Raw genomic sequence first — 23,937 nt, 5'->3', positions numbered from 1 at the left:
GTCCGGAGGTGCCGCCGGAGAAGCGCCCGTCGGTGATCAGCGCGCACGCCTTGCCGAGGCCGCGGCCCTTCAGGAACGACGTCGGGTACAGCATCTCCTGCATGCCGGGGCCGCCCTTGGGACCCTCGTAGCGGATGACGACGACGTCGCCCTCCTTCACCTGCTTGTTGAGGATCTTCTCGACCGCCTCGTCCTGCGACTCGCACACCACGGCGGGGCCGGAGAAGGTCCAGATCGACTCGTCCACGCCCGCGGTCTTCACGACGGCGCCGTTCTCGGCGATGTTGCCGTGCAGCACGCCGAGGCCGCCGTCCTTCGAGTAGGCGTGCGCGACGTCGCGGATGCAGCCGCCCTCGGCGTCGGTGTCGAGCGAGGCCCAGCGCTCCGACTGCGAGAACGCGGTCGACGAGCGGCGCCCGCCGGGAGCCGCGTGCCACAGGTCCTGCGACACCTCCGAGGCGGATCCGCCGCGGATGTCCCACTCGTCCAGCCACTCGCCGAGCGTCGCCGCGTGCACGGTGTGCACCTGGTCGTCGAGCAGTCCGCCGCGGCGCAGCTCGCCGAGGAGGGCCGGGATGCCGCCGGCGCGGTGCACGTCCTCCATGTAGTAGGTCTTGCCTCCCGCGGAGTTCGGCGCGACCTTCGCCAGGCACGGCACGCGGCGCGAGATCGCGTCGATCTCGGCGAGCCCGAAGTCGACCCCGGCCTCATGCGCGGCGGCGAGCAGGTGCAGGATCGTGTTCGTGGATCCGCCCATCGCGATGTCGAGCGCCATCGCATTGCCGAACGCGGCCTCGGTGGCGATGCTCTTCGGCAGCACGCTCTCGTCGTCGCCCTCGTAGTAGCGCTGGGCGATGTCGACGACGAGGGATCCGGCCTTCTCGTACAGCGCACGGCGGGCGGTGTGCGTCGCGAGCACCGAACCGTTGCCGGGCAGGGAGAGGCCGATCGCCTCGGTGAGGCAGTTCATCGAGTTCGCGGTGAACATGCCGGAGCAGGATCCGCAGGTCGGGCAGGCCGACTCCTCGATGCGCAGGATGTCGGCGTCCGAGATCTTCTCGTTCACCGCGTCGCTGATCGCGTCGACGAGGTCGAGGGAGCGCACGGTGCCGTCCACGAGCGTGGCGCGACCGGCCTCCATCGGACCGCCGGAGACGAACACGGTCGGGATGTTCAGGCGCAGGGCCGCGAGCAGCATGCCCGGGGTGATCTTGTCGCAGTTCGAGATGCAGACCAGGGCGTCCGCGCAGTGCGCGTTGACCATGTACTCGACGGAGTCGGCGATGAGGTCGCGCGACGGCAGCGAGTAGAGCATGCCGCCGTGGCCCATCGCGATGCCGTCGTCGACCGCGATCGTGTTGAACTCGCGCGGGATCCCGCCGGCCTCGGAGATCGCCTCCGACACGATGCGTCCGACCGGGGCGAGGTGCGTGTGGCCGGGGACGAACTCTGTGAAGGAGTTCGCGACGGCGATGATCGGCTTGCGGCCGAGATCCTTGCCGTCGACGCCGGCGGCGCGGAAGAGGGCGCGGGCGCCGGCCATGTTGCGTCCGTGGGTGACCGTGCGAGAGCGATAAGCGACCATGGTGACCATTGTGGACCTGCCGGGTGCTTCTGCCGAGCCCGCCCGCGAGGAGGGTTTGTACTAGTACTCGGAGTACTGTTTCATCATGGACTGTCGCGCGAAGCGGAAAGGCGATCCGGATCCGATGGAGTCTGGATCGTTCCCGTCGCAAAGGATGCCGCTATGCGGTGTTCAGAGCGGCATCTTCTGCGACGGGAACGACCGACCGGCAGCGCTTGCATGGGAGCGACGGTCATGATCCGTCCGCGCACGCCCCGCCGGGAGCAGCTGGGGGAGTTCCTCGCCTCGCGCCGCCGGGCCGCGAGCCGCTCCGCGCTGGGTCTGCCGCAGGCGTCCCGCCGCGGCGACACCGGTCTCAGCCGCGAGGAGGTCGCGGCGCTCGCCGGCGTCAGCGCGAGCTGGTTCACCTGGCTCGAGCAGGGGCGGGACATCGGCGTCTCCCGCCAGGTGCTGGGCGCGGTCGCGCGCGTGCTGCAGCTGAGCCCGGCCGAGTTCGACTACGTGGTGCGGCTCGCGGGGCCCGCGGAGGAGGGGCCGGCGGAAGAGGCGGAGCGGATCCCGGACCATCTGCAGCGGCTCGTCGACGCGCTGGACTTCCCTGCGTTCGTCGTGGCGAGCGACTGGGCGATCGTCGGCTGGAACGCCCCCTACGCGCACCTCTACGAACCGATCGCCACCGTGGATCCCGCGGATCGCAATCTGCTCTGGCTGATCTACACGGATGCGCGCCTGCGCCGCATGCTGCCGGACTGGGACCAGGAGAGCCGGCGCTTTCTGGCCGAGTTCCGTGCGGAGTCGGGGGTGCGGCTCAGCTCGGATCGTCATCGCGCGCTGATCGAGCGGCTGCTCGAGGTCAGCGACGACTTCCGGATCCAGTGGGCCGAGCATGCGGTCGAGCGCTTCGCCTCCCGGCAGCGGGTGTTCGAGCACCCGAAGGACGGTCGGCGCGTGTTCGAGCACCACAGTCTCGTGCCGGCGGACGCCCCCGGGCTGACCGTGGTCATGTACGTGCCGGCCTGAGAGCGCGGTGACCCCGCTCGGGCTCAGCCGTCGGGGGAGGTCACCGTTCCAGGTGCAGCACCGTCGTGACGTTGATCCGGTGCGAGGAGAGGACCCGGTAGCCGAGCGATTCCAGGTGCCGGACGTCGGGGGAGCGCTCCGGGTCGGGGCCGCGCTCGACCGCCCAGACGTCGGGGGTGAGGTCGGCCGTCGTGAGCGCGTCGTTCGGGCGGGTGCGGTCCCACAGGCCGGGCTGGGTCCGGAACGGGGCGATCAGGGCGGGGTCGCCCAGCCCCGAGACCTCGGCGGGATGGATCGCGGCGAGGAGGCGGGGCTTCTCCGAATCCCTCGGGCGATCGTCGTACACGACCGCGTCGCCCCGCGCGGCGTGCGCGTGGAGGTAGCCGGCGGCCTCGCGCCAGTCGCTGCCGTCCTTGGCGTACGGTCCGCGCAGCACGAGGAGGTTCGGGACGAACGCGGCGAGGAGGACGGCGAGCAGGATCGCGCTCGTGGTCGTGGCGGCGAGTGTAGTGCGGCGGGCGATCCAGCCGGCCCCCGTCAGGACGCCCATCGCCACGAGGATCGCGGCCGCCGGAGTGCAGAACGACAGGTAGCGCACGGTGTACATGGGGGCGATGAGCACGCTCCCGAGGAGCACGGCCGCGGTCGGGAGCGCGAGCCAGAGCAGGGTCAGCGTGCTCAGCCGGAACTCGCCGGGGCTCCGCCCGCGCGCCCGGAAGGCGGCGATCGCGCCGATCGCGATGAGCGCGAGGCACGGCCACGCGGTCACGGGGTCGAACCACTGCAGCGCGAGCACGTTCAGGGGCGTGTTGTAGTCGCGGTAGGCGAGGAAGCCGATCTGGTTCCGCTGCGCGGCCGCGACCAGCACGATCGGCACGGCCAGCAGGACGCCGGATCCGGCTGCCGCCAGCCATCGCCAGAGGGTCCGGCGATGGAAGAGCAGCACGAAGACCCCGTGCACCACGAGCAGCAGCGCGAGATAGAGGAAGACGTAGATCGCCGCGGCTGCCCCCGCGGCGTAGGCGGCCCAGAGCCACCATGAGCGACGGCGCTCCAGCAGTGCGAGCAGGAGCACCGTGAGCCAGACGGCGATCGCGGATCCGATCGCGTAGGAGCGACCCTCCGCCGCCATGACCGCGGTGCGCGGCAGCAGTGCCGCGACGAGCCCTGCGGCCAGTGCGAGCCTGTGTCCGCCGAGGCGTCCGGCGAGCACGGCGGTTCCCGCGGCCAGGAGTCCTGCGGCGATCGCGCTCGGCAGCCGCACCGAGAACTCGCTCGCGCCGAAGAGGTCGATCCAGACGTGCAGGAAGGCGTAATAGGCGCCGTGCACGCCGTCGACGGTCTGCAGCATGCGCCACAGCTCCGGCCAGGTGCGCGACGCAGACATGATGCTCGCCGCCTCGTCGCCCCAGAACGAGGGGACCCAGGATCCGGCCACCCCCGCGAGCAGGCCGACGACGCCGGCGATCGCGGCGACGCGTCGAAGCCGCGCCCGATCGGTCGTCGTCCGCACGGATCGATCCTGCCGCCCAGGCCTGTGCGGAAGCCGTGCGCCCGCCGGGCCGTGCGCTCCTGTGGACCCCCGCGCTCCTGTGGACCCCCTGCTCCCGACGCAACCCGTTCCCGCCGCAACTCGTTCCCGTCGCAAGAAGTGTCGCTGAGAAGGCGGGAAAGCGGCGGTCTCTGCGACGGGAGCATTCGGATCCGGCATTCCCTGCGACGGGAGCCTGCGGATGCGCCGACCCCCCGCGCCGGGGGCCATTCGCCGAGGCGGGGCTGGGCACGCCCTACACAGAGCGCACCGTCCCCCTGTTCCCGTCGCAAGAACTGTCGCTGAGAAGGCGGGAAAGCGGCAGTTTCCGCGACGGGAGCGATCAGGATCCGGCGTTCCCCGCGACGGGAGCGATCAGGATCCGGCGCGTGGGCCGTAACCCAGACGGCGCTGCAGCTGCCTGGCCGTCTCCGCCACGGCGTCCACGATCGCGGATTCGTCGACCGAGGCCTCCTCGCCCCAGGTCACGGCGACGGCGGCGACGGGCCAGTCGACGTGGTCGCGGACCGCGATGCCCACCGAACGGAAGCCCGCGGTGACCTCGCCATCCTCGCGCGCGACGCCCTCGCGGCGCACCTCGCGCAGCAGCTCGTTCAGCTCTCGGGGACGGGAGGGGCCGCCGCCGGTGCGCTGGGCGAACGCGGCGGCGTCGGGGTACAGCGCTCGCACCTGCTCGCGGGGGAGAGCTGCGAGCATGGCCCGGCCCGTCGCGGTGAGGTGCGCGGGCAGGCGCACGCCCACGTCGGTGATGAGGGCGGGGCGGCGCAGGGCGCGCTCCTCGACGATGTAGAGCACGTCGCGGCCGGTCATCACGGCGAGGTGGGCGCTCTCGCCCAGCCGGTCGGCGAGCCCGGCCAGCAGCGGGCGGCCGAGCCGGGCCAGCGGCTCCTGCCTGGCGTATCCGCCGGCGAGCTCGAAGGCGCTCGTGCCGAGACCCCAGCGGCGCTCCTGCGGCAGGTGCACCACGAAGCCGTGCGCCTCCAGCGTCGCGAGCAGGTGGTAGACCGTGGAACGGGGGATGTCGAGCTCGCGGGCCAGGGCGGAGGCCGCGACCGGCCCCGCTCGCCGGGCCAGGAACCGCAGGATCCGCAGGGTGTGCTCGGCCGCGGGCACCTGAGGCCGGTCGTCGCGGGTGCTCGTCGGCGAGCCCGTCCCGGCGCCGTGGTCCGTGCGATCGGCGTTCACGGTCCCAGGATCCCATGCTCGCGTCGCGCCGTGACGCCGTCGCCCGCCGCGGGCGCCAGCACGGCGCGGCAGGCGAGATGCATCGCGAGACGGGTCTCCGGATCCGTCAGATCGACGCCGAGGAGCTCCTGCACCCGCCGGATCCGCACCGCGACCGTGTTGCGATGCAGGTTCAGCGCCTCCGCGGTCGCGACCAGGCTCGACTCCTGGTCGAGATAGGCGGAGAGCGTGCGCAGCAGGTCCCCTGTCGCGCCCTGCAGCGGCGCGAGGAGCGATTCGGCCGCCGGCACGAACGTGTCGTTGCCCGTCCAGGCCAGCAGCAGCTGTTCGAGCCCGAGACTGTCGACGCGGACGAACCAGCCCGTCGCCGAGCGCGACGCCGCGATCCTCGCCGCGTCCGCGGCCTCGTCCAGCGTCGCCGCGAGCCCGGCGGCACCGCGCTGCAGCGATCCCACGCCCGTCGCGATCGCGAAGGAGCGCCCCACCTCGCGGTGCAGGGCGCGCAACCCGCGCGCCAGCCGTTCCACGGTCGCGGGGTCCGGCGCCTCGGAGAACGCGAGCCACCCGCTCAGTCCGCGGCCGGCGGTGGTGACGTGCGCCTCCGCCGCGATCCCGCCGAGCGCCGTGCGCACCGCGCGGAGCAGCGGCAGCGGATCCAGCCGGCCCCGCCCGACCATCCGGAAGCCGAGATGATGCCCGGTCGTGCGCCAGCCCCGCTCGCCCATGCGGCGCTCGATGTCGTCGTCGGCGAGGCCCCGCGCGTCGACGAAGTCGCGGAGCAGGGCGGATGAGGCCGAGACGTCGTTCACCTCCGCGACCTCGTCGATGAGGATCCGTGCCGCGACGGCCGGCATCGCGACCTCGGCCGCGACCGAGAGCGCGGCGAGCTGGCTCTCGCTCAGCCCTTCGCCGAAGACGACCAGGCGCAGACCCGGCCGGCTCGGGCTGTCCACGCGCACGGAGGCCGCGGTGCGGCTGCCCGCACGGGCGATGTCGATCCAGGGGCGGAAGTCGATCGCCGCATGCAGGGCGGGATCGAGTTCTCCGCCCGAGGCGTGCAGCACGTCCGTCCCGTCCACGAGGGCGAGCGGATGGCCGAGCGTGGCGGAGACCTGGCGCAGCAGATCCGGCAGGTCCCGGGCCGGATACTCGAAGGAGCGCGCCACCTTGCGCACGTGCGAGAGCGTGAGCGCGTCCTGCGCCTGCACCAGCATCCAGCACGCCTGGGCGAGCACGATCGGGCGCTCCACGTCGAGCAGGCAGATCCCCAGCCGGTCCGCGAGCCGCTGCGCGCCGGGGTCGAACCCGGCGGCGCCCGGCACCGCGACGCCCCGGAAGCCGCGCTCGCGGATCCGGCGCAGCATCGCGTCCTGCTGCCAGGGCGTCTCCGGCGCGGCGTCGAGCAGCACCGCCAGGCCTCCATCGGGCAGCGCAGGGAGGTCCGCCTCCGCCGACTCGACGGCGACCGCGTCCCACGCGGCGTCCTCCGGGCCGGCGATCCGCCGCAGGCCCCCGTTCTCGGGGTGCGCGCGGAGCCCGGCGAGCGACAGCCGCGCGGTCATGCGGCGTCCAGCTCGGCCAGGCCGTACGTCGACGGCAGCACGCGGCGCAGGCGCTCCGGCCGCTCCAGCCACCAGTCCGGCGCCGGCAGCGAGAGCACGACCACGCGCCGTCCCGGGCCGAGGTCGGTGACCTGCAGGATCTCGCGCGACGCGGCGTCGAGCACGACGATGATCGCCGGCGCGGAGGCGAGCAGCGCGCCGTCGCTGAGCACGGCCAGGGCCTCCGATCGCGTCACCACGCGGTCGACCGCGCCGCCGGGGCCGGTGATCTCGACGGACTGCACGTGCGGATCGGCGTGGTGCGGCGAGATCCGGTCGATCCGCCCCTCCGTCAGCAGACGCGCCCCGAGCGTCGCCGCGAGCTCGGCCGGGGGCGTGAAGCGGGCCGCGAGGAAGGCCCGGCCCAGCGCGAGCGCGCGGCGCTGATGTCCGGGCATCGCGTGCTCGCGAAGATCGCCCACGGTGAAGCCTGCGAGCACGGCCGCGCCGCTCCCTCCCGCCTGGATGATGGCCGAGCGGACGATGCGCTCCGCGTCCACGGCGCGGTCCGTCTCGACGAGGGCGACGCCGCCGGCACCGCTCTCGCACGTGAACACGAGGCCCGGCACCCGGTCGACGAAGAGCGACATCTGGTCGAGCTCCGGCACGGCGCGGCCCGTGCAGTCGGCGTCCACGATCGTGCGCTCGCCGGAGAACAGGAACGGGACGAGGCTGTTCAGGCCCCCGCCCTCGATCGAGCAGACGGCGGGGATCCGCGTCCCCAGCCAGCGCTCCGCCGCGGCCACGAGACGTCCGAACGGCGCGAGCCCCGGCATGCGCTCGCCGAGCAGGATCGTGGACCCCACGAACGCGGCGCCGAAGCAGGGGGTCGAGGGATCCAGCTCGTCCACGTCCACCAGCGGACGCAGGCCGGAGTCGTCGGCGGCGAGCATGAGTTCGAGCATGGTGGTCGTCCCGCCGCCGCCCGAGCCGAGCAGCGCGCAGCCCAGCGCGAGCGCGGTCACGTCTCCGGGTCGCAGTCGCCACGCCATCGTCCCAGACTAGAGGCCCCCGGCTTGTCCGCCGAGGCCCCCTCGCACCACCCGCACCCCCCGTCAGGTGCGTTGCCACGGAGGGGTCTGGACGCGCCGAGGGGGCCTCGGCGTGCCGAGTGCGGGGAGGGCCGGCTCAGGCGCCGAGCCCCTCGACCGGGCGGAACGGCTCGGCGAGACCGAAGGCTGAGGGGCCGAAGGCCGCGAGGGCGGCCTCGGTGCGCATCATGTCCGGCGTCGAGATGCCGAGCACGCGCACGCGCTGGCCGTACCGCAGTCCCTCGGTCGTGATCGGCTCTGCGGTCTCGTGGTCCACGACGCAGATGAGATCCGGCACGATCGCGACGACCTCGCCTCCGCGCCGCGCGATGAGGTTCTCGTTCTGGAAGAGGATCTCGAACGCCCCTTCGCCCTCGAGCGGCGCGATCTCGGCGCGGCCCTTCGCGAATCCCTCGGTGGTGCGGCGCTCGACGTCGACGACCTTGCCCACCATGAGCTCGCGCACATGGGAGTACAGCGTGCGGGAGAGCGTGTCGGCGATCGCGTCGAAGGGGGAGCGGTGCTGCTCGCGGGCCTCGCGGATCGCACGGCCGAGGGCGAGCGCCATCGAGATCGTGCGGGGGACCGCGGTGCGGCGCACGTCGGCACCGGACATCGCGTACTCGGCGATGTGTCCCACGCCGCCCAGGCGGATGGTGATCGCGCGGGCGAGCCACTCCATCTGGCGGTCGTCGTCGCCGGTGTCGATGACGACGGTCTCGCCGCGCTCGCCGGCGAGGGCGAGGGGTGAGCCGTGCACGCCGTACACCGCGAACGTCTCCATGGACAGCTCGGGGAAGGCGCGTCCCATGCCGTCCGCGTCGACCACGGGGAGCCCGGTCTCGGCCGCGACGACGAGCGGGATCATCGAGTTGATCCCCCCGCACTCGATCGGCATGGTGGCGTCGGCCGTGCGGCCCAGGTGCGCCTCGAGCGCCCGGAGTGCGAGCGTGGGCTCGGTGCCGGCCGGGATCTTCTCGACCATCACTGTCGGCGCGCCCATCTGCGCCGTCGGGATCACGAAGAGGTCGTCCGGAAGCTCCTCCGGATCCAGGATCGTGATCGCGCCGTCGCCGAGCACCCGTTCGACGAGCTTGCTGCCGATGTAGGGGTCGCCGCCGCCGCCCGTGCCGAGCAGCGTGGCGCCGCGGGCGAGATCGGGGAGGTCCGCCGCCGTGAGCAGCCAGCTCATCGCGCCTCGATCCGCTCGCGCGGCGCCTCGTGCGCCGGCTCCGCTCCGCTCGGTGCGGCCCCGTCCGAGACGGACCCGTCGAAGCGGTGGGCCGGCATGTCGTAGCCGAAGTAGCCGGGACCGACCATCGCGAGCGCCTCGGCGGAGTGCCAGCGCTCGTCGGCCGGGGCCGCGAGCACGCGCACGCGCTGGCCGTAGCGGAGGGCCTCGGTCGTGATGGGCTCCCCGGACTCGCCCTCGACGACCATGATGAGGTCCGGCGTGGTCGCGAGGATCCGCCCGTCCGCCTCGGCGACGAGGTGCTCGTTCTGGAACTGCAGGGTGAGCGCGGCGCCGCCCTCGCCCTCGATGCGGGCGCGACCTCGGGCGAACCCGGTCGTCGTGGCGCGCTGCACGTCGACGACCTTCCCGTCGAAGAGCTCGCGGCCGGAGAGCTCGCGGACCGCGGCCTCGACCGGATCCGTCTTCGCCGCGCGAGCATGCGCGATCGCCCGGCCCACGGTGATGCACCGCGAGAGTGAGCCGGCGACGAGACCCGCACGGGCCTGCGCGCCGGTCATCGAGAATCCGGCGATCATCGTGGAGCAGCCCATCTCGACCGTGGCGACGCGCGCGATCCGCTCCGTCCAGGTGTTGTCGACGGTCTGCAGCACCGCGACGTTGCCCTTCTCGTCGCTGAGCGCGAGGGGCGAGGCCGTGACGCCGAGCAGCGTGGGCAGCACCATCTGCAGCTCGGGGAAGGCGCGGCCCATGCCGTCGGCGTCCACGAGCGGCAGCCCGAGCGCCGCGGCGGCCGCGACGGGGATCGTCGAGTTCACGCCGCCGACCTCGGCGCATGCGATGTGGGTGACGGGCCGGCCCAGGTGGGAGCCCAGGGCGCGCACGGGTTCGACGACTTCGTCCAGGCTCGGGAGCTTCTCGACCATGACGGTCGGGGCGCCCATCATCGCGACGAACAGCACGTGCGCGTCGTCCGGGACCTCCGCGAGGTCCAGGACAGGGACGGGCCCGGCGGACAGCGCCTGCCGGGCGAGGAGGGATCCGATGTAGGGATCCCCGCCGCCGCCGGTGCCGAACACGGCGGCGCCGCGGGCGAGGTCCTCGATCTGCGCGGTGTCGATCTGCCAGCCCACGTCAGGCCCCCATGTCCAGGTCGCCGACGGCCTTCGCGCGGATGCGCGTCGCGTTGCCGGGCAGGTAGGGGATCGGGACCTCGTCGAAGTCGATGATCGCGACCGTGGACGGCTTCGCACCGGCCGCGATCGCCTTGTCGACGGCCTCGGCGCGGACGGCCGCGATCGTCTCGTCGCGCGCGCCGGGGGCGATCGCGTAGACCTTGTCGATCTCGCCGCCGACCTGGGCGATCGAGGCGCCGATCGCGTTCGCGACCGCGTAGTTCTCCGGGCGGTGCACGGGGCCGAACGGCTCAAGCACGTCGGGCAGCAGGATGGATCCGCCGCCGACGGCCACGACCGCGATGGGGTCGGGGGAGGTGCGCATCCGGTCGACCGCCTCCGCGACGCGCTCGGCGATGCGGTCGAGCACGCGTGCCACGAATGCGGGGTCGAGGTGCGCGACGCGCTCCGGGTCGCCGACCTGGGCGCGTCCGGCCGCGACCGCGATGTCGGTCGCGGTGAGCGTCGAGCCTCCGAAGACGAGCGCCTCGGTGCCCAGCCGGTATCCGACCGAGGAGGGTCCGACCTCCGCCGTCTCGGTGTCGACGATGCTGCCGCCGCCGATCCCGAGCGAGAGCACGTCGGGCATGCGGAAGTTGGTGCGGATGCCCGCGACCTTGACCTCGTTCGCGGTCTCGCGGGGGAAGCCGTTCACGAGCAGGCCGATGTCCGCGGTGGTGCCGCCCACGTCGATCACCGCGCAGTCCTGCAGCCCGCTCGTGGCCGCGGCGCCGCGCATCGAGTTCGTCGGACCCGAGGCGAAGGTCGCCACGGGATAGCGGCGCACGTACTCGTCGTCCATGAGCGTGCCGTCGTTCTGGCTGAGGAAGATCGGCGCCTCGATGCCGTGCGCGCGGACCGCCGCGGTGAGGCCGTCGACGATCTCCGAGGCGAGCTCGCGCAGGGCGGCGTTGATGATCGTGGCGTTCTCGCGCTCGAGGATGCCGATCCGGCCGATCTCGTGCGAGAGCGAGATGGCGACGTCGGCGCCGAGTACTTCGCCGAGGATCTCCGCCGCGCGGACTTCGAGGTCGTGGTTGACCGGGCTGAACACGGCCGAGATCGCGACCGAGCGGATCCCGTGCGCCTTCATGTCCTCGGCGATCCCGCGCAGCTCCTCCGGATCGAGCGGCGAGATCGGGCGGCCGTCGAACTCGTAGCCGCCGTGCGCGAGGTAGCTGCGCGCCTGGGCGGCCTCGAGCAGCTCGCCGGGCCAGTCCACGAGCGGCGGCAGGGCGCGCGTCGCGGGCAGGCCGAGGCGCAGGGCCGCGGTGGGCGCGAGGCGGCTGGCCTGCACGAGCGCGTTGATGAAGTGCGTCGTGCCGATCATGACGGCCTCGATGTCGGAGCCCTCGAACGGGTGGTGCGCGCGCAGCTCCTCGATCGCCTGCACGATCCCGTCGGTCACGTCCGGGGTGGTGGAGTGCTTCACCCCGGCGAGGGTGTGGGCGCCGTCCATGAGGACGGCATCCGTGTTGGTGCCGCCGACGTCGATGCCGATGTGCATGGTTCTCGCTTTCTCGGTGGTTCTGGGACGAATGGTCCCGTCGCGGGGCGTCGGAAGGCGCCGCACCCCGCGACGGAGTCTGAGGTCAGGCGGCCGGGGCCTCGGCGGGATCCGCCTGACGGGTGGGGACGGCGCCGACGCCGCGGACGAGGCCCAGCTTGCCCGCCGCGATGTACAGCACCATCGAGAGGAACAGGCTGAGGAGGGAGGGGATCCCCCAGGTCACGAAGTAGCCGACGAGGGAGGAGACCAGCCAGACCACGATCGTGGCGGGCACGATGCGCGGGGCGGAGGCGGGCAGCACGCCCTCCTCGCGGCTGGCGTCGAGCTCGCCGCGCCAGCGGCGGACGATGAAGTACTCGGCGACCATGATGCCCGCGATGGGCGGGAAGGCCACGCTCAGCACGATCAGGAACTGGGTGAACTGTCCGAGGATCCCCGCGGCGGCGAGGACGGATCCGACGATGCCGAGGACGATCGTCGTCGTGACGCGGTGCAGGTTCCTGCCGAAGGTCGTGGAGACGAAGTTCACCAGGCCCAGCGCCGAGGAGTAGAGGTTCCAGTCGTTGATCTTGAGGGTTCCTGTGATGACGATGATGAGGCCGACCAGTCCCACCGAGCTCGTGACGATCGCGACGATGTCGCCCGATCGCGCGGCGTGGGCGAGGAGCACGCCGGCCAGGCCGATGACGAACTCGCCGAGGGTGACGCCGACGACGGTCTGCTTGACCACATCGGCGCGGGAGCGGTTGAAGCGCGTCATGTCGCCCGTGATGATGGCGCCCACGATGAGGCCGCCCGCGACGATGCCGGTGCCGGCCCAGACGCTGATGTGCGGGCCAGGAGCCGGGCTCGTCAGCAGCGTGCCGATGTCGTGGCGGCTGAGCTCGGAGATCACGGACCAGCCCACGAGCACGAGGAACAGGGGCACGGTGATGTTCGCGAGCCACTGCATGCCGAGGAAGCCGAAGGCGACGATCGCGGTGACGGCGAGGCCGAACAGCAGGCTCCACAGCCAGGTCGGCAGCACGCCGGGCATGAGCGCGTCGAGCGACTGCGCGGAGATCGCGGACTGGATGCCGAACCATCCGATGAGGCTGATGCCGATCGCGAGGCCCACGAGCGCGGCGCCGATCTCGCCGAAGCCGGTCCAGCGGGCCAGGAGGGCCGTGTTGAGGCCCTCGCGCTGGCCGATGAATCCGACGATGCACATGATGACCTCGAGGATGACGGATCCGAGCAGGAACGCGAGGGCGGCGTCGCCGAACGTCATCCCGTATCCGAGCGTGGCGCCCAGCAGGAACTGCGACAGTGCGGAGACCTGGCCGAAGCGCTGCACGGCGATGCCGAACCAGGGCTTTCGCGCTTCGGGTGTCACGCGGGAGAGGGCGAAATCGTCGTGCGGCGCGATACGGGCCATGGTGGTTCCCTTCGGGCGGGGAGGATGATTCCGCTCACGCTAGTGACGCGTCGTCGCCCCCACCATGTGCGATCTGCACTGATCTCACCATTGGTTCGACAGTACGCACATTCGCCTCCGCGTGCTCGCGGGCTGCGGAGGCACGAGGCGATCGCGGCACGCGCTCGGCACGGGCCAGGGCGGGTACGGCCTCGCTTGTCTGGAATCCCAGACAAGACGTCGTCCTCCGCCCTGTCCGAGCGGCAGGCGAGGGTGTGGAATCGTCTCATGCCCCACACTTCCCCCGTCACGATCGGTGCGGCGCCGCTGCGCCCCGAGGATGTCGTCGCCGTCGCCCGCCACCACGCCACCGTCGCGATCGACGCCGGTGCTCTCGACCGCGTCGCGGCCGCCCGCGGCGTGATCGACGGCATGGCCGTCGACCCGAACCCGCACTACGGCGTCTCGACCGGCTTCGGCGCCCTCGCCACCACGTTCATCGCCCCCGAGCGCCGCCGCCAGCTGCAGCAGAGCCTCATCCGCTCGCACGCCGCCGGCACAGGGGCGGAGGTCGAGACCGAGGTCATCCGCGCCCTGCAGCTGCTGCGCCTGCAGACCCTCGCCTCCGGCCACACGGGCGTGCGCCCCGTGGTCGTCGAGACCTACGCCGCGATGCTCAACGCCGGCATCACCCCGATCGTCCGCGAGTACGGCTCGCTGGGCTGCTCGGGCGACCTCGCCCCGCTCGCGCACATCGCGCTCGCCAGCATGGGCGAGGGCGACGTGCGCAACGCCGCGGGCGACCTCGTGCCGGCCGCCGATGCGCTCGCCATGGCGGGCATCGCGCCGCTCGAGCTGGTGGAGAAGGAGGGGCTCGCCCTCATCAACGGCACCGACGGCATGCTCGGCATGCTCGTGCTCGCCCTGCACGACCTCGAGGACCTCCTCCTCACGGCCGACCTCTCGGCGGCCATGTCGATCGAGTCGCAGCTCGGCACCGACGCCGTCTTCGCCGCCGACCTCATGGCGCTGCGCCCGCAGATCGGCCAGGCGGTCTCCGCCTCGCATCTGCGCGCGTTCCTCGGATCCTCCCCGATGGTCGCGAGCCACAAGGGCCCCGACGACGGGCGGGTGCAGGACGCCTATTCGCTGCGCTGCTCGCCGCAGGTGCACGGCGCGGCCCGCGACACCGCCTCGTATGCGACCACGATCGCGGAGCGCGAGCTCGCGAGCGTCGTGGACAACCCCGTCGTGACGAGCGACGGCCGCATCGAGTCGAACGGCAACTTCCACGGCGCCCCCGTGGCCGCCGTGCTGGACTTCCTCGCGATCTCGGTCGCCGACGTGGCCTCGGTCGCCGAGCGCCGCACCGATCGCGCCCTGGATCCCGCCCGCAACCACGGTCTGCCGCCGTTCCTCGCGGACGAGGTGGGGGTCGACTCCGGTCTGATGATCGCGCAGTACGCCGCGGCCGGCATCGTCTCCGAGCTCAAGCGCCTCGCAGTGCCCGCGTCGGTCGACTCCATCCCGTCCTCCGCGATGCAGGAGGATCACGTCTCGATGGGCTGGGCCGCGGCCCGCAAGCTCCGCCGCGCGATCGACGGCCTCGGCCGCGTCCTCGCGATCGAGATCCTCACCGGCGCCCGTGCACTCGACCTGCGTGCGCCGCTCGAGGCCGGCCCCGCCACCGGCGCGGTCCGCGACCTCGTCCGCACCGTGGCCGGCGGCCCCGGTCCGGACCGATTCCTCAGCCCTGACATGGAGGCCGTCGCTGCGCTCGTGCAGTCCGGCCGCATCGCTGCGATTGCGAAGGAGCACGCGAATGACTGACACCACGACCACCACGGGCCCGACCCTGTCGGACCCGACCCGCTCGATCCGCGCGATCCGCGGCAACGAGCGCACCGCGAAGAGCTGGGGCGCGGAAGCCGCCAAGCGGATGCTCATGAACAACCTCGACCCCGAGGTCGCCGAGCATCCCGAGGATCTCGTCGTCTACGGCGGCACCGGCCGCGCCGCGCGCAGCTGGGAGGCGTACGACGCGATCGTGCGCACCCTCGACGAGCTCGAGCCCGATGAGACCCTGCTCGTGCAGTCCGGCAAGCCGGTCGGCGTGTTCCGCACGCACGAGTGGGCGCCGCGCGTGCTCATCGCCAACTCCAACCTCGTCGGCGACTGGGCCACCTGGCCCGAGTTCCGCAGGCTCGAGGCAGAGGGCCTGATGATGTACGGCCAGATGACGGCCGGATCCTGGATCTACATCGGATCCCAGGGCATCCTGCAGGGCACCTACGAGACGTTCGCGGCGGTCGCCCGCTCGCTCGGCAGGGACTCGCTCAAGGGCACCCTGTCGCTCACCGGCGGCGCCGGCGGCATGGGCGGCGCGCAGCCGCTCGCCGTCACCCTCAACGACGGCGCCTGCCTCATCGTGGACGTCGACGAGTCGCGTCTCGCGCGCCGGGTCGACCACGGCTACCTGGACGTGTACTACACCGACCTCGACGAGGCCATCGCGCGCGCCGTGGCCGCGAAGGAGGCAGGCGAGGCCCTGTCCGTCGGCATCGTCGGCAACGCGGCCGAGGTGTTCCCCGAGCTGTTCCGCCGCGGTGTCCCGATCGACATCGTCACCGACCAGACCAGCGCCCACGACCCGCTCGCGTACCTGCCGCTCGGCATCTCGGTGGCGGACTGGAAGGCCGAGGCCGAGCGCGACCCCGAGGAGTTCACGCGCCGTTCGCGGGAATCGATGGCCGCGCACGTCGCCGCCATGGTCGCGTTCCAGGACGCGGGAGCCGCGGTCTTCGACTACGGCAACTCGATCCGCGCCGAGGCGGTCCTCGGCGGCTTCGATCGCGCATTCGAGTTCCCCGGCTTCGTCCCGGCGTACATCCGCCCGCAGTTCGAAGAGGGCCGCGGCCCGTTCCGCTGGGCGGCGCTCTCGGGCGACCCGGAGGACATCTACAAGACCGACCGCGCGATCGCCGAGCTCTTCCCGGAGGACGCCGCCCTGCACCGCTGGCTGGAGAAGGCCGGCGAGAAGGTGCACTTCGAGGGCCTGCCCGCCCGCATCTGCTGGCTGGGTTACAAGGAGCGCCACCTCGCGGGCCTCAAGTTCAACGAGATGGTCGCCTCGGGCGAGCTCGCAGCCCCCATCGTGATCGGCCGCGACCACCTGGACAGCGGCAGCGTCGCTTCGCCCAACCGCGAGACCGAGGCGATGAAGGACGGCAGCGATGCCGTATCCGACTGGCCGCTGCTCAACGCGCTGCTGAACACGGCGTCGGGCGCGAGCTGGGTGTCGCTGCACCACGGCGGCGGCGTCGGCATCGGCCGCTCGATCCACGCCGGACAGGTGACCGTGGCGGACGGATCCGCCCTGGCCGCCGAGAAGCTCGAGCGCGTGCTCACGAACGACCCCGGCACGGGCGTCATGCGTCACGTCGACGCGGGCTACGACCACGCGAAGGACATCGCGCGCGAGCGCGGCCTCAAGGTCCCGATGGGGCTCTGAGCCGGGCTCGGACACAGACGGCGTCCCGCTCTGCGCACCTCGTCGGGGGATGGGGGAGCGCAGGGCGGGACGCGACCACCCACAAGTGGGACATGATCGGCGTGGAGGACGTATGAAGACCCTGATCACGAACATCGGCGAGCTCACGACGAACGCCCCGACCCCTGAGCATGCCGAGGGGGGCGGCGACCTCCGCGGCACCCTGCATGATGCGGCGGTCCTCATCGACGGGGACAGGATCGCCTGGGTCGGGCCGGCGGCGGACGCGCCGGACGCCGACGAGACCGTCGACGCGGAAGGCCGCGCGCTGATCCCCGGTTTCGTGGACAGCCACAGCCACCTCGTCTTCGGCGGCGATCGGGCCGCGGAGTTCGAGGCGCGCATGCAGGGCCAGAAGTATGCCGCCGGAGGCATACGGTCCACGGTCGCCGCGACCAGGGCCGCGACCGACGAGGAACTGCGGATCCGCCTGCGCGGATTCCTCGACGAGATGCTCGCGCAGGGCACCACGACCGTCGAGATCAAGAGCGGCTACGGCCTCGACGTCGCCACCGAGGAGCGCCTGGTGCGCCTCGCGGCCGAGGTCACCCCCGAGGTCACCTTCCTCGGCGCGCACGTCGTGCCGGCGGAGTACGCCGACCGCGGCGACGACTACGTCGAGCTCGTGACCGGCGAGATGCTCGACGCCTGCGCCCCGCACGCCAAGTGGATCGACGTGTTCTGCGAGACGGGCGCGTTCACGGTGCCCCAGTCCCGCCGCGTGCTCGAGGCGGGCATCGCGCGCGGGCTGCAGCCCCGCGTGCACGCGAGCCAGCTCGGTCCCGGCGAGGGGGTGCGGCTGGCCGTCGAGCTCGGCGCCGCCTCGATCGACCACGGCACCTACCTCACCGACGACGATGTGACCGCGCTCGCCGGATCCGAGACCGTGCTCACCCTGCTGCCCGGCGTCGAGTTCTCCACACGGCAGCCCTATCCCGACGCGCGCCGGCTCATCGACGCGGACGTGACCGTGGCGATCGCCTGCGACACGAACCCCGGTTCGAGCTTCACCTCGTCGATGCCGTTCTGCATCGCCGTCGCCGTGCGCGACATGCGCATGACGGTGGCCGAGGCGATCCACGCGGCCACGGCCGGGGGAGCGGCCGCCCTGCGCCGCACCGACATCGGCCGCATCGCTCCCGGCATGCGCGCCGATCTGGTGCTGCTGAAGAGCCAGAGCCGCGTGCATCTCGCCTACCGTCCCGGCGTACCCCTCGTGGACGCCGTCTGGAAGGACGGCGTGCGCGCGGTCTGAGCCCGCGGGGTAGCGCGCCGCGGGCCCGAGTGACGCCACGATCCGCACACGAAGCGACGATCTGCACACGGATCAGGTCGAAGCGTGTGCAGATCGTCGCAGGGCGTGCGGATCGTCGCGCGCCCCCGGACCGAGCCCGACCCGGCCCGGGACCGACCCGGCCCGGGACCGGCCTCCGGGACGCGGTCTCAGCCGAGCGCGTCGGCGCAGACGACGGCGGCGGCCGCCGACCATGCCTGCGGGCGGCACGACGCCGGATACGGCACCGGGGCGACGCCGGGCGTGCGGGCGTCGCCGGCGTGCAGCTCCGGCATCCGGTAGTCGAAGCCCTCGGCGGCGTCCACGAGCTGGCGGGCGACCGTGGCCGCCTCGTCGCGCAGCCCCGCCCGCAGCATGCCGTGCACGGCCACCGCGGTGTCGTGCGCCCACACGCTGCCGCCGTGGTAGCTGAGCGGCCAGAAGCCCGTCGCCCCCGACGACATCGTGCGGATCCCGAAGCCGCTCGACATCGAGTCCCCGAGCAGCAGCGCGGCGCATGCGCGCTCCTCCGCGGGATCCAGCAGCCCCGTGCCGATCAGGTGGCCGATGTTGCTGGTGAGGGTGTCGACCGCGGCGCCGTGCGCGTCCAACGCGATCGCGGGGTAGCGCCCCTCGGGCGTGGTCACCCAGTAGGCGGCGCGGAACCGGGCGCGCAGGTCCGCGGCCCAGGTGCGCAGGGCCTCGCCGCCGTCCTCACCCAGGGCGTCGAGCAGATCCGCGCCGCGGACCGCCGCCTCATAGGCGTAGCCCTGCACCTCGCTCAGCGCGATCGGCCCCTCGGCGAGCCGGCCGTTGCGCCACTGGATCGAATCGCCGGAGTCCTTCCAGCCCTGGTTCGCGAGGCCGTGCCCCGTCTCGTCGACGTAGTCGATGAATCCGGATCCGGAGGCGTCGCCGTGCTCGGTCATCCAGCCGAGGGCCGCACGCAGGGCCGGCAGCAGTTCGCGCACCTCGGACTCGGGCATTCCCGCGTCGCGGGCGTCGGCGAGCAGGCACACCCAGAGCGGGGTGGCGTCGACCGTGCCGTAGTACAGCGGGGGAAGGTGCACGCCCTCGTTCGGCAGCGACAGTGCGCCGCTGCGCAGCTCGTGCGGGATCTTGCCCGGGGCCTCGGCGGTGGCCGGATCCTTCTTCGTGCCCTGCAGGCGCGCGAGCACGCGCAGCGTGGACGCGGCGATCGCCGGATCCTGGCTCAGCGCGAGACGCGCGGCCCAGATCGAGTCGCGGCCGAACAGGGTGAAGAACCAGGGCGCACCGGCGGCATAGAACGCGTCGTCCGGGTGCGCCGGCAGCGCGAGGCGCAGCGCGGCGAGATCGCCGGCGGCGCGGTCGAGCCAGCGGCGCAGGCGCGGGTCGCTCGTCGCGGGGACGGCGGTCCCGCCCTCGGCGGAGGGTGCCGCCACCACGAGGGTCGAGTCCTCGAGCGACAGGGCGAAGGAGAGCTCGGCGCTCGAGCGGGGCTCCAGCACGGTCGTCCAGCGGACCGCGATCGCCGCCCCCTCGACCGCGATCGCCGCATCGGGCGCCGTCAGCGCGAACGACGCGGCGCCCGAGGAGGCGCGCGCGCCGTCCCAGCCCCAGGCCCCGCGGTCGGCGAGCCCGGCCTTGACGCGCTGCAGCGGCGCGAAGTCGGGCACGAGCGTCACGGTCAGCGTGACGGGGACGGGCACCTCGCGGTGCGAGGAGACCCGGATCCGCTCGGAGACCTCGCCGGCGCGCACCGTGCGGGTGCGGTCCAGGCGCACCTTCGGGTCGGGCTGGTCGTCGTCGATGCCGCGGAGCACGGCCGCGAACACCGCCTGCTGAGGGGCGGGGGAGGAGCAGGCGATCGTCTCGATCGCGGTGCCCTCGACGGCGACGGTCAGCGCGCGCACGTGCCGCACATCGCCGTGGTAGACCCCGTGGATCGGTGCGGATCCCATGTCTCCTGTCTCGTCCGACCACACCTGGGTCGGCGCCTGGAGGGCGATGACGGCGTCGTTCAGGAGGGGCTGCAGCGGGGTGTCGGTCATGGGGCTCCTTCGTGAGGGGCGGTGCGCGGGCGGTCGGCCCGGCGGGCGGTTCAGGACAGGGGGTGAGTGGGAAGGACGCGGGCGGTCAGACGCTCCTCGGCGCCGTCTGCGGAGACGGACCAGGCGGCTGCGCCGGGGCGCTCGGCCACGACGTCGACGAGCTCGGTGCCGCGGTAGAGCAGGCCGACGCCCTCCTCGACGCCGTACCCGGGCGGGATCCGCCCCGCGACGACGGCGTCGCGGAAGGCCGGCCGCCGGGACGGCTGCGAGTCGTGATGCGGGCTGAAGGATCCGGGCAGGAGACCGAGCCCGTCGGCGACGACCTGGGCGTCGAGGCCGAACGAGGTGGTCGTGCCGCCGCTGTGCCAGCACAGTCCGCCGGCGGATCCGCCCGCGAGCACGACGCCGGCCTCCCACGCCTGCCGCAGCAGATCGTCGAGCCCGTGCGCGCGCCACAGCGCGAGCAGGTTCACCACGCTGCCGCCGCTCACCCAGATCACGTCGCGGCTGAGCACGTGCTCGGCGAGGCGCTCGTGGTTGGGGTGCGGGAACAGCCGGATGTGGCTGCCCTCGACGCCGGCGGCGCGCGCGGCCTCGAGCTCCGCCCCCTCGACGAACCGCGGATCCCCTCCTGCCGTGTTCACGTGCGCGACGCGGGGTGCGCGCCCCGTGACGCCGGCGAGCTCGATCGCGAAGTGCAGCAGTGGTCCGTAGGCGGTGTCCTGCCATCCTCCGTCGACCATGCCTCCGCAGGTGGCGAGGATCGTGGGCTCCTGGGCCGTCACTCCTTCACCGCCCCGTCGCTCGAGTTCATGATCCGCTTCTGGAACAGGAAGAACATCACGGCCACCGGGATCGTCATGATGATCGCCGCGGCGAGCTTGAGCGGGTACTGACGGCCCTGGCTGAGCTGCCCGTTCGCGAGCTGTGCGACACCCTTCGTCAGGGTCGTGAGCTCGGGCGACTGGGTGGACACGATGAAATGCGCCAGCTCGTTCCAGGATCCTTGGAACGACAGGATCACGATCGTGATCAGCGCCGGACGCGCCATCGGCAGCACGACCGACCAGAACACCCGGAAGGTGCCGGCGCCGTCGATCCGCGCCTGCTCCTCGACCGACACCGGGATCGACTCGAAGAAGTTCTTCATGATGAAGACCCCGGCGGCGTCGACGAGGAGCGGCAGGATCATCCCCGCGTAGGAGTCGTACATGCCGAGGGTGTTGATCACCAGGAACTTCGGGATCAGCAGCACGACGGTCGGCACGCTCATCACGGCGACGAGGCCGGCGAACACCACGTTGCGTCCGCGGAAGCGGAGGCGCGCGAGCGCGTAGCCCGCCAGCGAGTTGAAGAACACCCTGCCCGCGGTGACCACGATGGTCACGATCACGGAGTTCTTGAACCAGGTGGGGAAGTCGCTGCGCAGGAACAGCTGCGTGTACGCCTCGGTCGTGAACGTCTGCGGCACCAGCGCGAGCGGGCTCGCGGCCGCATCCGGATCCGTCTTGAAGCTCGTGGCGACCTGGATCAGGAACGGGTAGATGTACACGAGCGCGAGAGCGATGAGCAGCGCGTACAGGACCGAGGTGGAGGCGATCCGCACGGTGCCCCAGCGCTTGCGGCGCGCGACGAACGGGGCGGGAGCGGTGGCGGTCATCGCGGGGCTCCTTCGCTCGCGGCGGGCGCTCGGTCGGCGGACGCCGCACGGGCGGCGGCGCGCTCGGCCGCCTCCACGTAGGGCCGGTTGCGCCGGCGCGAGACGGGGCGCTCGCGCAGCGCCCAGCGCTGCACGAGGGTGAAGGCCATGATGATCACGAACAGGATGAACGCGATCGCGGCGCCCTGGCCCCACTCCTGGTTGAGGAACGACGACTGGTACGACTGATACGCGGGCGTGATGGTGGTCTTGGCGGGCTGGCCCCGCGTGCCCGTGTAGATCTGGTCGAAGATCTGCCAGCAGCCGATGAGACCGAGCGTGAGCACGGTGAACAGCGTCGGGCGCAGCTGCGGAAGCGTGATCCGCCAGAACCGCTGCCAGCCGTTCGCGCCGTCCATCATCGCCGCCTCCTGCACCTCGCCCGAGATGTTCTGCAGGGCAGCGAGGAAGAGCAGCATGAAGGTGCCGCTCGTGGTGAAGATCGCCATGATGATGTAGACGCACATCGCGACGCTGGGGCCGCCGATCCAGTCCCAGAACGAGACGCCGAGGAAGCTGTTCTGCGTGAGCGCGGCGGGCCCTCCCGTGACGCCGAAGTGCAGGATCCCGGACGGGTCGTTGAGCCAGTTCGGCCCGTTGATCCCGAGCCAGCCGAGCGCCGCGTTGACGGCGCCGGTGGTGGAGAACAGGAACAGGAACAGGACGGTGATCGCCACAGAGCTGGTCACGGAGGGGAAGTAGAAGGCGGTGCGGAAGAAGCTCCGACCCTTGAGGATCTGCCGGTTCACGAGCACCGCGAGGAACAGGCTGAGCGCGGTCTGGCACGGGACGACGAGGATCACGTACCAGGCGTTGTTCTTCAGGCTCATGCCGAAGTCGGCCTCGGCGAGCCCGCCGCCGAGCAGGAGTGCGGCGTAGTTCTTCAGGCCGACGAACGAGACGCCGCCGGAGAACGGCGAGCCGCGCCCGCCCCAGTCGCTCACGCTCACCCAGAGCGCCATGAGGACGGGGACGACCAGGAACAGGCCGAGGAGGATCAGCATCGGGGCGGTGAAGAGCCACCCCGATGCGGTCTCACCGCGCCGCAGGCCCTGGTGGGCCGCGGGACGGTGAGACCGCACGGTGGAGGAGGCCATGATTACTTGGTCAGTGCTTCCAGGTTCTTCTGCGCGGCGGCGAGGATCGCCTTCGGGTCGCCGGTCGCGAGCGAGCCGAGCTTGCCGTTGAAGTCGGTCACGACGTCGCTCGCGCCCTTGGCCGTCGGCACGCCCTGGGCGTAGTCCGCGCCGTTCAGGAACGGGACCAGCGGGCCGTTGTCCTTCTTCCACTGGTCCGCGGCCGACTTGATCGACGGCATCGGCCCGAACGCCTTCGAGAAGGCGAGCTGGCTGTCCGCGCTGGTCAGGTGCTCGACGAGGTCGAGAGCGGCCTTCTGGTTCTTGCTGTCGGCGGAGATGCCCCAGCAGTTCGTGAACTGCAGCGTGCCCTTCTTGCCGTCGGGGCCTGCGGGCAGCTCGACCGCCTTGTACTTCACGGTCGGGAAGTCGTTGGTCATCGCGCCGGTGATCCAGTTGCCCTCGACGACCATCGCGGCCTTCTGGGTGCCGAACGCCTCGCCGCCCCAGCCCGATCCGAGGTCGGCGGCGAACTTCATCGAGCCGTCGTTCAGAAGGCCCTTGAGGTAGTCGAGCGCCTTCGCGTTGCCCTCGGCGTCGGCTGTGGCCTTGGTCGAGTCGGCGTTCATGAGGCCGCCGCCGGCGGCGACCATGAAGGCGCCGGCGCGCGCGTACTCGCCGTTCATCGACAGGCCCACGTGGCCGTCCGCGGTGAGCTTCTTCGAGACGGCGGCGAGCTCGTCCCAGGTCTTCGGGACGTCGGCGTCGGTGAGCCCGGCCTTCGCCCACATGTCGGTGTTGATGATCAGCTGCAGCGTGGAGAAGTCCTTGGGTGCGCAGTACAGCTTGCCGTCGTAGGTGAAGGACTTGAGCAGGCTCGGGTAGAAGTCGTCCTTGTTCTTGAGCAGGTCGCCGTACGCGAGCAGCGATCCGTTCGACGCATATCCGGCGAGCGAGTCGGTCGACTGGTAGAACACGTCGGCGGGGGAGCCGGAGGCGAATCCCTGCGAGAGCTGCTGGTTGAGGTCGCTCGCCGCGGTCACGGTCGCCTTGACGCCC

18 protein-coding genes are annotated in these 23,937 nt (G+C 72.2%); 4 read left to right on the top strand and 14 right to left on the bottom strand.

Annotated features, from left to right (window positions below; translation table 11 throughout):
• Nucleotides 1-1,585 (bottom strand): dihydroxy-acid dehydratase (gene ilvD, locus B7X32_RS05475; RefSeq protein WP_292717231.1); only part of this gene is annotated, 1,585 nt, incomplete at its 3' end.
• Nucleotides 1,586-1,819: 234 nt separating this feature from the next.
• On the opposite strand from ilvD, the gene B7X32_RS05470 reads away from it, so the two are divergent.
• Entirely contained in the window at nt 1,820-2,605 is a 786-nt protein-coding gene (locus tag B7X32_RS05470; RefSeq protein WP_292717228.1) for a helix-turn-helix transcriptional regulator, read from the top strand.
• 40 nt (nt 2,606-2,645) lie between these two features.
• Here the strand turns inward: B7X32_RS05470 and B7X32_RS05465 are convergent, their stop codons facing one another.
• From B7X32_RS05465 to B7X32_RS05430, 8 genes are all read right to left on the bottom strand, one after another.
• A complete protein-coding gene (locus tag B7X32_RS05465) occupies nt 2,646-4,118 on the bottom strand; it encodes a glycosyltransferase family 39 protein (protein WP_292717225.1) in 1,473 nt (490 codons plus the stop codon).
• A 393-nt stretch (nt 4,119-4,511) separates the two neighbouring features.
• Nucleotides 4,512-5,270 (bottom strand): IclR family transcriptional regulator, encoded by a 759-nt coding sequence (locus B7X32_RS05460; RefSeq protein WP_292717234.1) that lies wholly within the window; start codon nt 5,268-5,270, stop codon nt 4,512-4,514.
• Nucleotides 5,271-5,338: 68 nt separating this feature from the next.
• On the bottom strand, nt 5,339-6,904 hold the full coding sequence (locus B7X32_RS05455; RefSeq protein ID WP_292717222.1) for a helix-turn-helix domain-containing protein: 1,566 nt from the start codon (nt 6,902-6,904) through the stop codon (nt 5,339-5,341).
• On the bottom strand, nt 6,901-7,935 hold the full coding sequence (locus B7X32_RS05450) for a DUF917 domain-containing protein (RefSeq protein ID WP_292717219.1): 1,035 nt from the start codon (nt 7,933-7,935) through the stop codon (nt 6,901-6,903). Before B7X32_RS05450 ends, B7X32_RS05455 begins: the two co-directional genes overlap by 4 nt.
• 136 nt (nt 7,936-8,071) lie before the next feature.
• A complete protein-coding gene (locus B7X32_RS05445) occupies nt 8,072-9,166 on the bottom strand; it encodes a DUF917 domain-containing protein (protein WP_292717216.1) in 1,095 nt (364 codons plus the stop codon).
• Nucleotides 9,163-10,299: a DUF917 domain-containing protein gene (locus B7X32_RS05440; RefSeq protein ID WP_292717213.1), complete on the bottom strand. Its 1,137-nt coding sequence runs from the start codon at nt 10,297-10,299 to the stop codon at nt 9,163-9,165. The genes B7X32_RS05445 and B7X32_RS05440 overlap by 4 nt, the downstream gene beginning before the upstream one ends.
• A gap of 1 nt (nt 10,300) precedes the next feature.
• Nucleotides 10,301-11,848: a hydantoinase/oxoprolinase family protein gene (locus tag B7X32_RS05435; protein WP_292717210.1), complete on the bottom strand. Its 1,548-nt coding sequence runs from the start codon at nt 11,846-11,848 to the stop codon at nt 10,301-10,303.
• Between the two features lie 85 nt (nt 11,849-11,933).
• Nucleotides 11,934-13,268 (bottom strand): cytosine permease, encoded by a 1,335-nt coding sequence (locus B7X32_RS05430; RefSeq protein ID WP_292717207.1) that lies wholly within the window; start codon nt 13,266-13,268, stop codon nt 11,934-11,936.
• A gap of 267 nt (nt 13,269-13,535) precedes the next feature.
• On the opposite strand from B7X32_RS05430, the gene hutH reads away from it, so the two are divergent.
• From hutH to hutI, 3 genes are all read left to right on the top strand, one after another.
• Complete coding sequence (hutH, locus tag B7X32_RS05425; RefSeq protein WP_292717204.1) at nt 13,536-15,077, top strand: histidine ammonia-lyase; 1,542 nt, start codon at nt 13,536-13,538, stop codon at nt 15,075-15,077.
• Nucleotides 15,070-16,758: a urocanate hydratase gene (gene hutU, locus B7X32_RS05420; protein WP_292717201.1), complete on the top strand. Its 1,689-nt coding sequence runs from the start codon at nt 15,070-15,072 to the stop codon at nt 16,756-16,758. The genes hutH and hutU overlap by 8 nt, the downstream gene beginning before the upstream one ends.
• A gap of 112 nt (nt 16,759-16,870) precedes the next feature.
• Entirely contained in the window at nt 16,871-18,052 is a 1,182-nt protein-coding gene (gene hutI, locus B7X32_RS05415) for an imidazolonepropionase (RefSeq protein ID WP_292717200.1), read from the top strand.
• 188 nt (nt 18,053-18,240) lie between these two features.
• On the opposite strand, the gene B7X32_RS05410 is transcribed toward hutI, so the two are convergent.
• From B7X32_RS05410 to B7X32_RS05390, 5 genes are all read right to left on the bottom strand, one after another.
• Nucleotides 18,241-20,103, bottom strand: a complete 1,863-nt coding sequence (locus tag B7X32_RS05410) for a glycogen debranching N-terminal domain-containing protein (protein ID WP_292717199.1) — start codon at nt 20,101-20,103, stop codon at nt 18,241-18,243.
• 50 nt (nt 20,104-20,153) lie between these two features.
• Nucleotides 20,154-20,888 carry a peptidase E gene (locus B7X32_RS05405; RefSeq protein ID WP_292717196.1) on the bottom strand — a complete coding sequence of 245 codons (735 nt, stop codon included), beginning with the start codon at nt 20,886-20,888 and terminating at the stop codon, nt 20,154-20,156.
• Nucleotides 20,885-21,763 (bottom strand): carbohydrate ABC transporter permease, encoded by an 879-nt coding sequence (locus B7X32_RS05400; RefSeq protein ID WP_292717195.1) that lies wholly within the window; start codon nt 21,761-21,763, stop codon nt 20,885-20,887. The genes B7X32_RS05405 and B7X32_RS05400 overlap by 4 nt, the downstream gene beginning before the upstream one ends.
• The gene (locus B7X32_RS05395) at nt 21,760-22,899 is read right to left on the bottom strand and encodes a sugar ABC transporter permease (protein WP_292717192.1); all 1,140 of its coding nucleotides are present in this window, start codon (nt 22,897-22,899) and stop codon (nt 21,760-21,762) included. The genes B7X32_RS05400 and B7X32_RS05395 overlap by 4 nt, the downstream gene beginning before the upstream one ends.
• 2 nt (nt 22,900-22,901) lie before the next feature.
• Nucleotides 22,902-23,937 (bottom strand): extracellular solute-binding protein (locus tag B7X32_RS05390; protein ID WP_292717189.1); only part of this gene is annotated, 1,036 nt, incomplete at its 5' end.

This window comes from Microbacterium sp. 13-71-7 (genome assembly GCF_002257455.1).
GTDB lineage: Bacteria > Actinomycetota > Actinomycetes > Actinomycetales > Microbacteriaceae > Microbacterium.
Note: the sequence above shows the minus strand (reverse complement) of the source record. Positions and strands in the feature narration are given on the sequence as shown.